This window comes from Ruegeria sp. BF7, assembly GCF_056538605.1.
The window spans coordinates 1,129,599-1,143,665 of sequence record NZ_JBQFTM010000001.1 but is presented as its reverse complement, the minus strand read 5'-3'; the positions used below and the strand labels follow the sequence as shown (position 1 = coordinate 1,143,665).

Annotated in this window: 12 protein-coding genes; 5 read left to right on the top strand and 7 right to left on the bottom strand. The window is 58.9% G+C overall.

Translation table 11 applies throughout. From position 1 onward, the window contains the following. Positions 1–86: 86 nt before the first annotated feature. The 4 genes from ACR0IK_RS05725 (at position 87) to ACR0IK_RS05710 (ending at position 3,929) form a co-directional block, all read left to right on the top strand. A complete protein-coding gene (locus ACR0IK_RS05725) occupies positions 87–1,889 on the top strand; it encodes a PHA/PHB synthase family protein (protein ID WP_480595553.1) in 1,803 nt (600 codons plus the stop codon). A gap of 131 nt (positions 1,890–2,020) precedes the next feature. Further along, entirely contained in the window at positions 2,021–2,467 is a 447-nt protein-coding gene (locus ACR0IK_RS05720; RefSeq protein ID WP_480595552.1) for a phasin family protein, read from the top strand. 134 nt (positions 2,468–2,601) lie between these two features. Further along, complete coding sequence (gene phaR / locus ACR0IK_RS05715) at positions 2,602–3,156, top strand: polyhydroxyalkanoate synthesis repressor PhaR (protein ID WP_480595551.1); 555 nt, start codon at positions 2,602–2,604, stop codon at positions 3,154–3,156. Positions 3,157–3,167: 11 nt separating this feature from the next. Beyond that, a complete protein-coding gene (locus tag ACR0IK_RS05710) occupies positions 3,168–3,929 on the top strand; it encodes a trypsin-like serine peptidase (protein WP_480640759.1) in 762 nt (253 codons plus the stop codon). A gap of 3 nt (positions 3,930–3,932) precedes the next feature. Here ACR0IK_RS05710 and ACR0IK_RS05705 read toward each other — a convergent pair whose 3' ends face one another. The 7 genes from ACR0IK_RS05705 to ACR0IK_RS05675 form a co-directional block, all read right to left on the bottom strand. Then, positions 3,933–5,147, bottom strand: a complete 1,215-nt coding sequence (locus tag ACR0IK_RS05705; protein ID WP_480640758.1) for a DegT/DnrJ/EryC1/StrS family aminotransferase — start codon at positions 5,145–5,147, stop codon at positions 3,933–3,935. A gap of 113 nt (positions 5,148–5,260) precedes the next feature. Beyond that, entirely contained in the window at positions 5,261–6,565 is a 1,305-nt protein-coding gene (locus ACR0IK_RS05700; RefSeq protein ID WP_480640757.1) for an NAD(P)/FAD-dependent oxidoreductase, read from the bottom strand. 8 nt (positions 6,566–6,573) lie between these two features. Beyond that, positions 6,574–7,932 carry a glutamine synthetase family protein gene (locus ACR0IK_RS05695; RefSeq protein WP_480640756.1) on the bottom strand — a complete coding sequence of 453 codons (1,359 nt, stop codon included), beginning with the start codon at positions 7,930–7,932 and terminating at the stop codon, positions 6,574–6,576. Further along, a complete protein-coding gene (locus ACR0IK_RS05690) occupies positions 7,932–8,612 on the bottom strand; it encodes a type 1 glutamine amidotransferase (RefSeq protein WP_480640755.1) in 681 nt (226 codons plus the stop codon). Before ACR0IK_RS05690 ends, ACR0IK_RS05695 begins: the two co-directional genes overlap by 1 nt. A 58-nt stretch (positions 8,613–8,670) precedes the next feature. Next, a complete protein-coding gene (locus ACR0IK_RS05685) occupies positions 8,671–9,990 on the bottom strand; it encodes a glutamine synthetase family protein (protein ID WP_480640754.1) in 1,320 nt (439 codons plus the stop codon). 138 nt (positions 9,991–10,128) lie between these two features. Continuing rightward, complete coding sequence (locus tag ACR0IK_RS05680; protein WP_480640753.1) at positions 10,129–12,315, bottom strand: xanthine dehydrogenase family protein molybdopterin-binding subunit; 2,187 nt, start codon at positions 12,313–12,315, stop codon at positions 10,129–10,131. A gap of 3 nt (positions 12,316–12,318) precedes the next feature. Continuing rightward, the gene (locus ACR0IK_RS05675) at positions 12,319–12,783 is read right to left on the bottom strand and encodes a (2Fe-2S)-binding protein (protein WP_480640752.1); all 465 of its coding nucleotides are present in this window, start codon (positions 12,781–12,783) and stop codon (positions 12,319–12,321) included. Positions 12,784–12,923: 140 nt separating this feature from the next. Here ACR0IK_RS05675 and ACR0IK_RS05670 point away from each other — a divergent pair, with 140 nt between their 5' ends. Next, on the top strand, positions 12,924–13,538 hold the full coding sequence (locus ACR0IK_RS05670) for a TetR/AcrR family transcriptional regulator (RefSeq protein ID WP_480640751.1): 615 nt from the start codon (positions 12,924–12,926) through the stop codon (positions 13,536–13,538). The last annotated feature ends 529 nt before the right edge of the window (positions 13,539–14,067 follow it).

Genomic DNA, 14,067 nt, shown 5'->3' with positions numbered 1-14,067 from the left:
ATTATGTTCGGACCATTCGCCGCTTTGCCCCCCGAGACACACGACGTTATTCTGCATAGCAGCAAGGTTAGGGGGGAATTGTTAAAATGACAACAAGTGAAGACCAGATGCCAGAAGTGACCGAAGAAAACATTGAACGCCTTAAAGAAAACATGGAGAAGGTCGAAGAACTCTCCAAACGGTTGATCGATGTCATGGCGGTGAAAACGCCGCATACCCCTGCCTTGGACGGCCCGAATCAGGATCTTTTTGCAAAGGCAGCATCGGCCTATTGGACCGAAGCATGGCAAAATCCCGCCAAACTACTGGAGCAGCAGATAGAATACTGGGGGAAATCGGTACTGAATTTTGCCGAAGCGCAACAGGCGTTGACCAAGGGCGAGGTCGAAGACGAGGAACCCAAACCCGATGACAAACGGTTTTCCAACCCCCTTTGGGAAACCAATCCCTATTTCCGCCTGATCCGCCAGCAATACCAAACCAATTCCGAAGCCATCGCCCAGGCTGTCGCCTCGGTCGAGGATATGGATGCAAAAGACAGGCAGCGCCTGCGGTATTTCTCACAGCAGATTGTCGACATGATGGCACCCACGAATTTTCTGGCAACGAACCCGGACGCGCTGCAAAAGGCCGTCGAAACAGAGGGCCAGTCGTTGATCAAGGGGCTTGAGAACCTCGTCTCGGACCTTGAGGCCAACGATGGAGAACTGGTGGTGAAGCTGGCGGACGAAAGTGCATTCGAAGTCGGTGGCAACCTGGCGACGACCCCTGGAGACGTGGTGTTCCGCAACCGCATGATGGAACTGATCCAGTACAAGCCTGCGACCGAAACGGTCCATGAAACGCCGATCGTCCTGTTCCCGCCCTGGATCAACAAATTCTACATTCTCGACCTGAAAGCGCAGAACAGCCTGATCAAATGGGTGACCGAGCAAGGCTATACCCTGTTCGTCGTAAGTTGGGTCAACCCGGATGAAAGCTATGCGGACACCGGGATGGAGGACTATATTCAGGACGGGTTCCTGACCGCGATCGAAGAGGCCAAGAAGATCTGCAAGGTCAAGCAGGTCAATGCGATCGGATATTGCATCGCTGGCACCACGCTAAGCCTGACGCTGGCTCTGCTGAAAAAGCGCGGTGACAAATCGGTCAAGTCGGCCACATTGTTTACCGCGCTGACGGATTTCTCCGAACAAGGTGAATTCACGCCCTTCCTTCAGAACGACTTTATCGACGGAATCGAGGAAGAGGTGAACAAAGTGGGTGTGCTGCGGTCGTGGATCATGGCGCGCACCATGTCCTTCCTGCGCTCGCGCGACCTGGTCTATGGCCCGGCGATCCGCAGTTATATGCTGGGTGAGGTGCCGCCGGCCTTTGATCTGCTGTTCTGGAATGGCGACGGTGCCAACCTTCCTGCCAGGATGACGGTTGAGTATCTGCGCGGCCTTTGCCAGCGCAACGAATTCGCCACAGACGGGATTGAGCTGTTCGGGCACAAGTTGAAACTCAGCGACGTGGATGTGCCGCTGATGGCGATCACCTGCGAGACGGACCATATTGCGGCGTGGAAAGACTGTTATCGCGGTGTCCAGAAGATGGGGTCGCGGAACAAGACTTTCGTAGTTTCGGAATCCGGCCATATCGCGGGCATTATCAATCCGCCCAGCAAGAAAAAATATGGTCACTACACAAATCCGGAATTGAAGTCGGATGCCGACACCTGGCTGAAAGAGGCTGATTTCCACGAAGGCTCGTGGTGGCCCCTGTGGGAAGCGTGGCTGAAGAAACGTTCGGGCAAGCAAGTGCCCGCCCGCGATACCGGTGATTCGGACCATCCTCGTTTGGCCCCGGCACCTGGCACCTATGTTATAGCCAATCCAAACGGCTGATTTCATTTTGAAACTTAAGAAATTCTGCGGCGCAGCAAGAAAAAACTTGAAATGCTGCGCCGCAGCATTCATATTGTCCTCAAGCTGATGAAAGCCGGGGTGGGCCCGGTTCGGCAAGAAGGATTAATACAATGGCAAAGACTCAAGACTTTACCGCGACCATGAAAGAAATGATGGGCGCGTTCCCCGTTGACACGACTGCTCTGGAAGGTGCTTTCAAATCGACCGCTTCGCTGAACGAAAAGCTGTCGGGCGTTGCTCTGGAAGCTGCTGAAAAGTCGGCTGAAATCTCGAACAAATGGACCAAGGACACCCTGGCCAAACTGACCGAGATGTCGAAAGCAAAGGCCGAGCCGGCTGACTACGCAAAAGCCGCAACCGATTTCGCCAGCGCTTCGGCTGAAGTTGCTGCTGAAAACATGGCTGCTTTCGCTGAAATCGCGAAAAAACTGCAGACCGAAACCGTCGAGCTGCTGATGGCTGCAGGCAAAGAAGCTGCTGAAGACGCAACCGCCGCCGTCAAGAAAGCAACCAACGACGTGACAGCTGCTGCCAAGAAAGCTGCAACTGCTAAATAAGCAAGGCCGCGAGGCGCACCCGTTCCTCCCATCTGGTGCAATCGCGTTGGGCAGGTCTTTTGACCTGCCCTTTCTTTTTGTTCTGCACTCGCATAATCTCTGCTGCAACGCATCATCCTTGGGGAGGGCAAACGGTGTCACAACAAGAAAAGCCACTGTTGATCAAACGCTATGCAAGCCGTCGGCTGTATAACACCGAGACCAGCGACTATGTAACGCTGGAGGATATCGCGGCCTTTATCCGCGACGGGCGTGAGGTGCAGATCATCGATCTGAAAACCGGGGACGATCTGACCCGGCAATACCTGCTGCAAATCATTGCCGAGCACGAAAGCCGCGGCGAGAATGTTCTGCCGGTGAATGTGCTGAATGATCTGGTACGTAGCTACATGATCCCGGGCGGTGGGATGATGCCGCAATTCTTGCAAAGCTCGTTCGAGATGCTGCGCGAGAGCCAAAGCAAGATGATGGAAAACATGAACGCCATGAACCCGATGTCGCAGATGCCGGGGTTCGAGGCGATGCAAGCGCAGCAACAGGCATTTCTGAAGGCGATGACGGGTGGTTTGTCGGGCAACTGGTCCGGGCCGGACAAGGATGGCGACGACAAACCAGAGTCAAAAGAAGATCTGGACGACATCAAGAAGCAGCTTGCTGAGCTGCAGAAGAAACTCTCCAAGTTGAACTGACCGCGCCAAGGATGCGCTGGCTGGTTCTGAGTATCGCGTTACTTTGGATGCAGCCCGCGCTGTCGCAGGGTGTCTATTCGGAAAACTGGTCTCCGGTCTGCAGGCTGGGTACCCAGTCCGGGGCGGGGTGTGACGCTATTCGCAGCCGCGAGATTCTGGATGCGGATCAAGCCCCGTGGCGCGCCATCGGGCGGATCAACTTTGCCAGCCGGGATCAGAGGTCCCATTGCACCGGTGTTCTGGTGTCGGATCGGCTGGTTCTGACTGCTGCTCATTGCCTGTATAACACCCCACGACAGCGGTGGATTCCGCCCTCGAGCATCCGGTTCGCCGCCGGATATCAGCGCGGATCAGCCGCCGCGGTGTCCGAAATAGCAGGGTATCGGTTACATCCCGAGCAGGGCATTGACGGGGCGTTCGACGATCGTGCTGATCTGGATTGGGCGGTTCTGGAACTCAGCGAGCCGATAGGTCAGCAGGTCGGGTTTTTGCCGCTTGCGAAAGCTGAGAATAATTCGGCCTTTGTCTCAGGGTATCCTGGGGTGCGGCCACATATACTCAGTCGAACCGAAGCCTGCCCGCCGCGCCGATATCAGGGCGGCGTTATGTCGGCGATCTGCCCTGTGATGATGGGGGATTCCGGTGCGCCGCTTTTGGTGGAAACGGCTACCGGTCTGCAGGTGGCCGCAATCCTGTCCCGAGTTGCCGCAACCCCCGACGGTGTCACAGCGTTTTTCCTATCGACCGAACTGTTCGATCTCGGCTCGCAATAGCCGTCAGGTGCCGTAGACCGGGACCGGACCAGTCACTTCACCCACCGAGGCCAGCAGGATATCGGCGATCACGTCCAGTTCTGCGCGTGTCAGACGAACCGGCAGACGCACATCGCAGGCCTTCATCAGCATGTCGCGTGTCTGCGGCAACTCGAAGGTCTCGGGCAGGAATTGCCAGTTCCAGAAGGCGCGGGCGTTGTCCTCGCTCAGCCCGAAGACCTGAACCTTTACACCGCGTGTTTCAGAGGCCGCGGCAAAGGCGCGGATTTCCGCCTCATCCATTCCAATCAGATTGAACTGGATCGAGTCCGGCGCGCGGCGCTCTGGCGCCAGCGGGGCAGGAACGTCGATGTAATCCGACGTGTTCAGGCGATCCGCCACATAGTCGTGGTTCGCCAACCCGTCCCGCACGCGGCGTGCCAGTTCCGGGATTTGTGGCCGGATCACAGCGGCACTCAGGTTGCTCATGCGCAGGTTATACAGCGGCAGTTGGTTCTGCCAGCGGGCGAAAGCCTGTTCCAGCTCGGGCGAGTTGTCACCGTGCGGGCCTTTGTGTTTCTTCCAGTTATGTTCATAAGCGCCTGACATGATCACAGCGCGGGCCACCAGATCGGCGTCGTCAGTGATCAGGATGCCACCTTCGCCGGCGTTGATCATCTTGTAGGACTGGAACGAGAAACAGCCGACCTTACCAATGGTGCCAATATTCTGCCCGTGCCAGGTAGTGCCCAGCGAATGGGCCGCGTCCTCGATCACCGGTATGTCGCGCTCGTTGCACAGGGCCATGATCGCGTCCATGTCGGATGTATGGCCGCGCATGTGACTGATGATCACCGCCTGCACGCCGTCCAGCTTGGCGGCGAAATCCTCCATGTCGATCCGATAGTTCTCACCCACTTCACACAGAACAGGAACGCAATCCGCATGCACGATTGACGACGGCACGGCGGCAAAGGTGAAGCCGGGGATCAGAACCCGCGCGTCCCGCGGCAGGCCTAGTGCTTTCAACGACAGGAACAAAGCGGCCGAGCAGGAAGAAACCGCCAGCGCGTATTTCGAGCCCAGCAGTGCGGCGAATTCCGCTTCAAGCAGCGCGACCGGAGCATCCTGCGGCGCGGTATAGCGGAACAGGTCGCCCGACTGCATCAGGGCGTCGATGGCTTCGCGGGCGGCTGCGGGGATGGGTTCGGCGTCATGAACGTTTGGAGGAAGCGTCATATTTGGTTTTCCCGAATTCTATATTTGGGAAAGATAAAGCTAATTATCGGGCAATAAAACCCCTCAATCGCCTTATGGGCGAAATTTCACCAATCTGTCGCAATTTCTTAAGGTCAGACCCCGAGGCGATCCCGCAAGGCGAACCACGTCATTGCCAGCACCAGCAGGGGACTGCGCAGGGCGGGGCCGCCGGGGAAAGGCAGGGCGGGCACGCGGGCCATGGCGTCGAACCCTTCGGCCTGCCCCTGAATGGCCAGCGCCATCAGTTGCCCGGCATGGGTCGCGGTGCCGACCCCATGGCCGGAATAACCCGAAGCGGACAGGATGTTCGGTGCAACCCGCGCCAAATAGGGCATCCGCCGCATGGTAATGGCCAAAGTTCCGCCCCAGGCGTAGTCGATCTTGATGTCGCGCAGATGCGGGAAAATCTCGGTCATCGGTTTGCGAACCTTGGCCGCGATGTCAGTGGGGAAGCGGTAGCCATAGCTCTCGCCGCCGCCGAACAGCAGACGGTTGTCAGCGCTTAGGCGGAAGTAGTTTACCACGAACTTGGTATCGGCGACCGCAACATCGCGGGTCAGAACGCGGGCGGCGTCTGCGCCCAGAGGCTCGGTCGCCGCAATGAAGTTGTTGATCGGCATGACGCGCGTCGCCACTTTGCCGTTCAGATCGCCAAGATAGCCGTTACAGGCCAGAATGACGTGGTCGGCGGTCACTTTGCCCTGCGCGGAATGCAAGATGGCCTGAGTGCCTTCCTCAATGCCTGTGACCTCGGTGCATTCGTGGATGCGTACACCGGCTTTCACGGCGGCTTGAGCCAGCCCCAGTGTGAAATTCAACGGGTGCAAATGCGCGGCCCCCATGTCCAGATAGCCGCCGCGATAAGCTGGCGAGGGGCACAGAGCGTGGCCTGCGCCTTCGTCCAGCAACTCCATCTGGTCATAGCCGTACCGGTCAGACAGATGCGCCGCATGGTCATGTAGTTCTTGTTGCTCGCCACTGCTCAGGCCCAGAACCGCCACGCCGGGTTTCAGGTCACAATCGATCTGATGCTTGGCGATCAGTGACTTGACCAGATCCTTGGCATCCTCGGCCAGATCCCAGAGCTTCGCTGCGTCGTCGTTTCCGACCAGTCGCTCAAGGTCTTCCTGATCCATCCGTTGTGCGCTGCCCAACTGACCGCCATTGCGGCCCGACGCGCCGAACCCTACCCGATGCGCTTCAAGCAGCACAACATCGAACCCGGCTTCGGCCAAATGCAGCGCGGCGGAGAGGCCGGTATAGCCTCCGCCCACAATGCAGACATCTGCTTTCACTTCCCCCGTCAGCGCGGGATACTGGTCGATCGGATTGGCCGTCGCGGCATACCAACTGGCCGGATACTCGGCTTTGCGGTCATTGGAATAAAGCAGGTTCATCGTGCGCCTCAGACGTTCATCAGCAGATGCTCACGCTCCCACGGAGAGATGACCTGCAGGAATTCCTCATACTCGGCGCGTTTGACTATGCCGTAGACGCGGGCGAACTCGGGGCCGAGAACTTCGTGCAGCGCGGTGGCCTCGTCGAACAGGTCCAGCGCATTGCCCATGACCTGCGGGATATCTCCGTCGCCTTCATAAGCGTCGCCATAGAACTGACGGCGCGGGCGTTCCTGCTGAGTCAGGCCCAAATAGCCACAGGCCAGCGACAGTGCGATTCCCAGATAGGGGTTGCAGTCCATTCCGGCGATGCGGTTTTCGACACGGCGTGCTTCGGGGCCGGACAGCGGCACGCGGATGCCGGTGGTACGGTTATCGCGCGCCCATTCCAGATTGATCGGCGCGGCGTGGTCCTTCACATAGCGCCGGTACGAGTTCACATAAGGTGCCATCACCGCCAGACCCGCGGGCAGGTGGTTCTGTAGCCCGGCAATGAAGTGATAAAAGGCGTCTGTCTCTCCGCCTTGTGGCCCCGAGAAGATGTTTTGCCCGGTTTCCATTTCAATGATCGAATGATGGATGTGCATGGCCGAACCCGGTTCATCCTCGATCGGTTTCGCCATGAAGGTGGCAAAGCAGTTGTGGCGCAGGGCGGCTTCTCGGATCAGGCGTTTGAAATAGAATACCTCATCGGCCAGCTTGACCGGGTTGCCATGGCGCAGGTTGATCTCCAACTGGCCCGCACCGCCTTCCTGAGTGATGCCGTCGATTTCGAAACCCTGATGTTCGGCGAAGTCATAAATGTCGTCGATCACGGGGCCAAATTCGTCCACTGCGGTCATCGAATAGGCCTGACGTGCCGCCGCCGGACGGCCCGAGCGGCCCATCATCGGCTTGATGCCTTGCGCCGGGTCGACATTGGGCGCGACCAGAAAGAACTCCATCTCAGGCGCGACAACCGGCTTCCAACCCTTGTCGTGATACAGCTGTACAACGCGTTTCAACACGTTGCGCGGGCTGAAAGGGATCGGGTTGTCGTCCCGGTCATAGGCGTCGTGGATCACCTGCAGCGTCCAGTCGCCGGTCCACGGCGCGGCGGAGGCGGTCGTAAAGTCGGGTTTCAGGATCATGTCCCGCTCGATGAACCCGTCCTCGCCCGCAGCCTCACCCCAATCGCCAGTGATGGTCTGGTAAAAGATGCTGTCGGGCAGGTGGAAATAGGCCTGTTTCGCAAATTTTGACGCAGGCACCGCCTTGCCGCGCGCGATGCCGGGCAGGTCCGAGATAATACACTCGACCTCGTCCAGTCTCTGACCTTCAATGTAGGTCCGGGCTGCCTGTGGCAGCTGATCTTTCCAGTCGGCCATCAGGCCCTCTCTTTCTTCAGAAACATTGCCATATGTTGCCCGATCTTGGGGTTGTCATCCTTGGCGGGCAGACGGTTGGTCGCGGCCTGCATCAGGTCATCGGGTACTACGCCCTTGCCGCGTGTGTCCATCAGGCCCTTGATAAAGCCGTCACCGTATTCCGGGTGCGCCTGAACGGTCCAGATCGTGTCACCATAGGCCACCATGGCATTTCGGCAGAAGGCGTTCGAACCGGTCACCTCGGCACCTTGGGGTAATTCGACGACCTGATCCTGATGCCAAGCGTTCAGGGACACGGTCTGCCCTTCATAGTCATAATCCGTCCGCCCGACGGCCCAGCCGCCCGAGAACTTTTCGACTTTGCCGCCAAGTGCCTGCGCGATGATCTGATGGCCGAAGCAAACGCCGATAAGGGGCTGCCCGCCTTTCTGGATTTCGCGAATAAGCTTTTCAAGCCGAGGAATCCACGCGTGGTCCTCGTAGGCTCCGTGACGCGAGCCGGTGATGATCCAGCCATCTGCCTGATCCGCGCTTTTGGGGAACTGGTTATCCACGACCGCAAAGGTCTCGAACTCAAAGCCGTTGCCGTCCAGAAGCGTGCGAAACATCGCGTCATAGGCGCCGAACTGGTTACGCAATTCGTCAGGCGGGTGGCCGGTCACTAGGATGCCGATTTTCATGGGTCACCAAATTTGATCAAATTTATTCTAGCCCACCGAATTAAGGCGGGCAAGGGGGTCAAACCGCTTCGAGATAGCTGAGCCAGTGCTCATCCGGCGGGCGCTCATCAAAGCGACGGATTTCCTGCCTTTTGGTCATAGCGAAAAAGCGGATCAAGTCGGTGTGAAAGATGCGCGCGACCAACGGGTCACTTTCAAAGGCGGCGATCGCCGAGGCCCAGTCACCAGCCAGTTGCGGCAGGCCGTCGATTTCATATGCGTTGCCTGATATCGGGGTGGGCGGTTCGGTCTCGCCCTCAATCCCGTTCATCGCGGCACCCAGGACGGCGGCCAGCATCAGGTAGGGGTTGATATCACCGCCCGCAACGCGGTGCTCGATCCGCCGCGCGGCGGGAGCACCGCCGGGGATGCGGATCGCGGCAGTACGGTTTTCATAAGCCCAACTTGCTCCGGTCGGGGCGTGCGCGCCGGGAACAAGGCGGGTGTAAGAGTTTCCGTGCGGTGCGAAGATTAACGTACATCCTGGCATTGCAGCCAGACATCCGGCAACCGCCCAACGCAGCAGATCGGTGCCCTCGGGGCCGCCATTGTCGAACACGTTTTGCCCTTGATCATCCACGACCGAGAAATGCACATGCATTCCGTTGCCCGCATCGTCTGCGTAAGGCTTGGACATGAACGTGGCGGTGAACCCGTGCTTACGGGCGAGGCCGCGCGTCAAGGTCTTGAAAAGCCACGTATCATCCGCGCAGCGCAGGGCGTCCTGATGATTCAGGTTGATCTCGAACTGGCCGATGCCGCTTTCCGAGATCGCCGTCTGCGCGGGAATGCCCATCGCGGCGCAGCCGTCGTAAAGTTCGGTGAAAAAGGCGTCGAACGCATCCATCTCGGCCATCGACAGGACCGATTCACCCACCAGCCTGCGCCCGGTCACCGGGTTGATCGGAGGCTGTGGCTGCGCGCCTGACGCATCCAGCAGGGTGAATTCCAGCTCGGTTGCTGCGATGACGGACCAGCCGCGCTGGGCGTAGCGCTGCAATACCGTGGCAAGAGCGTGCCGGGGGTCACCTGCAAACGGCGCGCCCTTGTCATCGTACAGACACATCGGTACCAGCGCGGTATCCGCCGCCAACCACGGCATCGGTACCGGGCCACGATCCGTCGGCAGCAACATTCCATCAGCATCGCCGGATTCGAAAACCAGAGGACTGCCGTCGATGTCTGCGCCCCACAGGTCCACGTTCAGCGCGGAAAACGGCATCCGCACCGTCCCTTTGCTGAGCTTGTCGGCGTAAGAGGGCGGCACGCGCTTGCCGCGCATCTGACCGTTGAGGTCACTGGTGGCGACGCGAAAACTGTGCAGGGCGCTCAGGTCCATTGGGGTCTCCATCACTCGGGATGTCCGAGATGTAATCGAGACCGCGCGCCTTGTCACGAAATTTGATCAAATTATTCGATCGCGTTTTTCAAGCGATACGCTCCGCGCCAGAGGGGGATGGCGCGGAGCGAGAGGGCGTCAGACGAAATTGACGCCGTTTTCCACCATCGGCAGAGAGGTAACCTTGACGCCCGAAAGCGCCCGGATCGCGTTGGCAAGGGCAGGGGCCGAGGGAGGGGTGCCGGGCTCGCCAACTCCGGTCGGTGCTTCGGCGGACGGCACGATATGGACGTCGATTTCCGCAATGTCACCGATCCGCAGAGGCTCGTAATCAGGGAAGTTGAACTGGTCTACGGCCCCACCGGTCAGCGTGATCTGGTCGCGCATGACGTGGCCGATACCGTAGCCGATGCCGCCCTCCATCTGCGCCCGCACCACGTCGGGGTTTACGGCGATGCCGCAATCCACGGCACAGGTGACCTTTTCGATCTTGATTCCGTTTTCCGGATCGCCCGAAACCTCGACAACCTGCGCGGCAAAGGACCCAAAGGACTTGTGCACGGCAATGCCCTGTGCCCGACCTGCCGGAGGGTTGCCCCATCCCGCCTTTTCAGTGACCAGTTTCAGCACTCCCGCTTTGCGTTGCTGATCCGCGTCGCTGGTGTCGGCCAGATGCGCCAGGCGGAACTCGACCGGGTCGCGGCCTGCGGCTTCGGCGACCAGATCCATCATGGTCTCCATCGTATAGCCGGTGTGGGTATGGCCAACCGAGCGCCACCACAGAACCGTCGTGGCTTTCGGTGTATCGGTCAGCCCCAGCGACATGCCGGGGATCATGTACGGGCTGTCGGCAATCCCTTCGATCGAACTGTGATCGATACCGTCATGCACCAGAGCTGCCTCGAACGGTGTACCTTTAATTACCGATTGCCCGGCGACCTGATGCTGCCATCCGACGATATTCCCGTCGGCATCCAGACCCACGCGGACCTTATGGCCGAAGGCGGGGCGATAGTAACCGCTGCGGATGTCATCTTCGCGCGTCCATACCAGCTTCACCGGGCGCGAACGATCAGTGACGGCAAAGGCCAGCGCGGCCTCGACCTGATAATCCGCGTCCGGGGTTGCGCGACGTCCGAACGAGCCACCGGCCAGCATCGTCTTGATGTGAATTTTTTCGGGTGGCAGTTGGAATATCTGCTGATAGGCCATATGCGGCCCGGTCGGCATCTGCGCGCCATCATGCAGAACGATATCACCTTCGGCGGTCTGCTCGATGGTGCAGTTCAGCGGTTCCATCGGCGCGTGGGCCAGCAGCGGGAAGTAGAAGGTCTTTTCGACGACCTTGTCCGCCCCGTCGATAGCCGCCGACACCGCTGCCATATCCGCCTTGTTCACGTTATAGGTGGGTTCGGCGTCCAGTGCGGCCATGATCTCGGCTTTGATCTGGTCCGAGTCGCGGGTCTCAGAACCGGACATGTCCCATTCGACTTCAATCGCGTCGCGCGCCTGAATTGCGGCCCAGGTGTTTTCGGCATAGACCGCGATGCCTGCCTGATTGGGCAGAACGGCGGCGTTGATATAGCCTTTGACCTCTTTTGATGCGCTGTCATCAAAGCCCTTGGCAATGCCACCCTTCGATTCTGGTCGCTTGATCATAGCAACCATCTGGTTCGGCAGGTGAACGTCCATGGCGTACATCGCCTGGCCGTTCCCTTTGATCGCCGAGTCCTTGCGGCGGACGGCTTCGTTGCCGATCAGACGGAACTCGGACGGGTCTTTCAGGCGCGGTTCGGTTGGGGCTTCCAACTGCGCGGCGGCGGCCACGAAGTCCGCAATCGGGGCCGACTTGTCGCCTGCCTTGACGATGCCTTCCTCGATGGTGATGCCGGATGCATCAACGCCCCAACTGTGGGCGGCGGCGTTGATCAGCATCTCGCGTGCGGCAGCACCGGCCTGGCGGTATTGCAGCCACGAGTTCGCCATCGCGGTCGAGCCACCGGTTCCCTGGAAGGGGCCGAACAGCAGGTTGTTATAGACGTTCGGATCAGAGGGCGCGAATTCGTATTCGATCTGATCCATGGTCAGGCCGATTTCCTCGGCAATCAGTGTCGGCAGGCCAGTCGCAGGACCCTGACCCTTTTCAAAGTGTTTGACGATGGCGGTGACGGTGCCGTCCGCATCAATCTTCACGAACGGGTTGAACTGAGCGGTCTCGGATGTCGCCGCCGCAAGCGCCCCATCAGGGCGCGCGCCAACCAGCAGAACGGCACCGGCAGCAGCGGCACCTTTCAGAAATCCACGGCGGGAGGTGTTGATGGTCATGGATCAGGCCTCCAGAATTTCAGATGCGCGTTGGATACCGGCGCGAATGCGTTGATAGGTGGCACAGCGGCAGGCGTTGCCAGACATGTATTCGTCAATTTCTTCGGCTGACGGTTTCGGGTTTTCCGACAGCAGGCCGACCGCCGACATCACCTGACCCGACTGGCAGTAACCGCATTGAATCACGTCCAGCTCGACCCAGGCCTGCTGGACGGCCGCACCAATCTTGTCGTCACCGACCGCTTCGATCGTGGTAACCTCGGCATCTTCGACGTCTTCCACAAAGGTCTGGCACGAGCGCACAGGCTCACCATTCAGATGCACGGTGCAGGCACCGCAGGATGCAACACCGCAACCGAATTTGGTTCCGGTCAGCTTAAGTTCATCCCGGATCACCCACAGCAGGGGTGTGCCGGGTTCGGCATCGACCGTGTGGGTCTCGCCGTTCAGTTTCAAGGTCAAGGCCATGAGGGGACTCTCCATGTTGGGCTGGTTACCTGAGTCGGTAAACTGGCGGGTTTACCATATGCTACGTTTCCTCCAGTGTAAACCCGTGAGTTTACCTAGTGTTTGACCTTGCTCTGTCAATGGGTCTATAGCTTTGAAACATGAGCGATTGTTGCGCACCGAACGCGTCCAAACAGGCCCAGATCATCGAAGCCGCCGTGGCCGAATTCCAAGAGAAGGGGTTCGCAGCCGCCAGCATGGACCGCATATCCACCCGCGCCGAGGTTTCCAAGCGCACGCTGTACAAGTACTTCGAGAGCAAGGAAAACCTGTTTCGTTCGATCGTGATCGAACTGTCCAATCGGTTTGCTGCCGTGCTCGACATCAGGTACCAACCAGGCCGAGATATCCGCGAGCAATTGACCGAGCTTGCCTGGGCCGAGGGGCGGATTCTGATGATGCCCGAGGTTATCGCCATGGCGCGGATGGTGATCAGCGAAACTTTGCGCAACCCCGAGATGGCGGCAGTAGCTCAGGGCAAGCTGGATAAGACGAGGATCTTTGTCGCTATGCTGAAAGATGCCGCAGATGACGGGCAACTGCAGATCGAAGACCCGGAACGAGCCGGGCAGGAATTCATTGGCCTGATCAAAGCCAAGGCCTTCTGGCCGATGATGTTCACCGGTGACGTGCTGAGCGAACCGGAAATGACCGCCACCATCGAAAGCAGCGTCGACATGATCCTCAGCCGCTATGGTTCACAGGTGTCAAAGTAGGTGCGCTGTAATCAGCCCAGTCCTTCCATGCTCAGAAACCAGTCCGTCTCAACGTTAAAGAGCAGGAAACCTTGCCGCAGCTAAACGACGGGATCTACTCGTCGGCTCCGTTGCTGAAAAGCGAAGACGCCGTGTTTGTGTCGGCGGCGGTGTTTATGTCGGTCCGCTACTTTCAGGCCGATCCAGGCTGAACACCCGAGGATGTGTTGGACGTGCATCACGTTTTGCTGAACCTGAATCCCAAGCCGCACGGTGACATTCGAAAACGAAGATGCAACGCTGTCGGACATGCTCATCCTGCCCTAGTGAATGAGGAGCAGAAACTGCCGGTCGTTGTCGTGACCGCTGCCTGGACATCCGCGGTGCCGCGAACGCCGTTGGCCAGATCATCCAGGCAGCCGGTCCCGAAGATGCCGAATGCACCAAAGCCATCGTGCGCGCCTTTCTAAAGGCTTAGGAAGCTGAAGATGCGGCTGTCGTTGCCGCTTTTTTTTGCTGAGGGGGAACGTACATATCACCGCCTATCACT

Excerpts from the sequence above, each read along its gene's own strand:
- ACR0IK_RS05725 (WP_480595553.1), top strand. The coding sequence starts at position 87 with ATGACAACAAGTGAAGACCAGATGCCAGAAGTGACCGAAGAAAACATT.
- ACR0IK_RS05720 (WP_480595552.1), top strand. The coding sequence starts at position 2,021 with ATGGCAAAGACTCAAGACTTTACCGCGACCATGAAAGAAATGATGGGC.
- ACR0IK_RS05710 (WP_480640759.1), top strand. The coding sequence starts at position 3,168 with ATGCGCTGGCTGGTTCTGAGTATCGCGTTACTTTGGATGCAGCCCGCG.
- ACR0IK_RS05705 (WP_480640758.1), bottom strand. The coding sequence starts at position 5,147 with ATGACGCTTCCTCCAAACGTTCATGACGCCGAACCCATCCCCGCAGCC.
- ACR0IK_RS05700 (WP_480640757.1), bottom strand. The coding sequence starts at position 6,565 with ATGAACCTGCTTTATTCCAATGACCGCAAAGCCGAGTATCCGGCCAGT.
- ACR0IK_RS05695 (WP_480640756.1), bottom strand. The coding sequence starts at position 7,932 with ATGGCCGACTGGAAAGATCAGCTGCCACAGGCAGCCCGGACCTACATT.
- ACR0IK_RS05690 (WP_480640755.1), bottom strand. The coding sequence starts at position 8,612 with ATGAAAATCGGCATCCTAGTGACCGGCCACCCGCCTGACGAATTGCGT.
- ACR0IK_RS05685 (WP_480640754.1), bottom strand. The coding sequence starts at position 9,990 with ATGGACCTGAGCGCCCTGCACAGTTTTCGCGTCGCCACCAGTGACCTC.
- ACR0IK_RS05680 (WP_480640753.1), bottom strand. The coding sequence starts at position 12,315 with ATGACCATCAACACCTCCCGCCGTGGATTTCTGAAAGGTGCCGCTGCT.
- ACR0IK_RS05675 (WP_480640752.1), bottom strand. The coding sequence starts at position 12,783 with ATGGCCTTGACCTTGAAACTGAACGGCGAGACCCACACGGTCGATGCC.
- ACR0IK_RS05670 (WP_480640751.1), top strand. The coding sequence starts at position 12,924 with ATGAGCGATTGTTGCGCACCGAACGCGTCCAAACAGGCCCAGATCATC.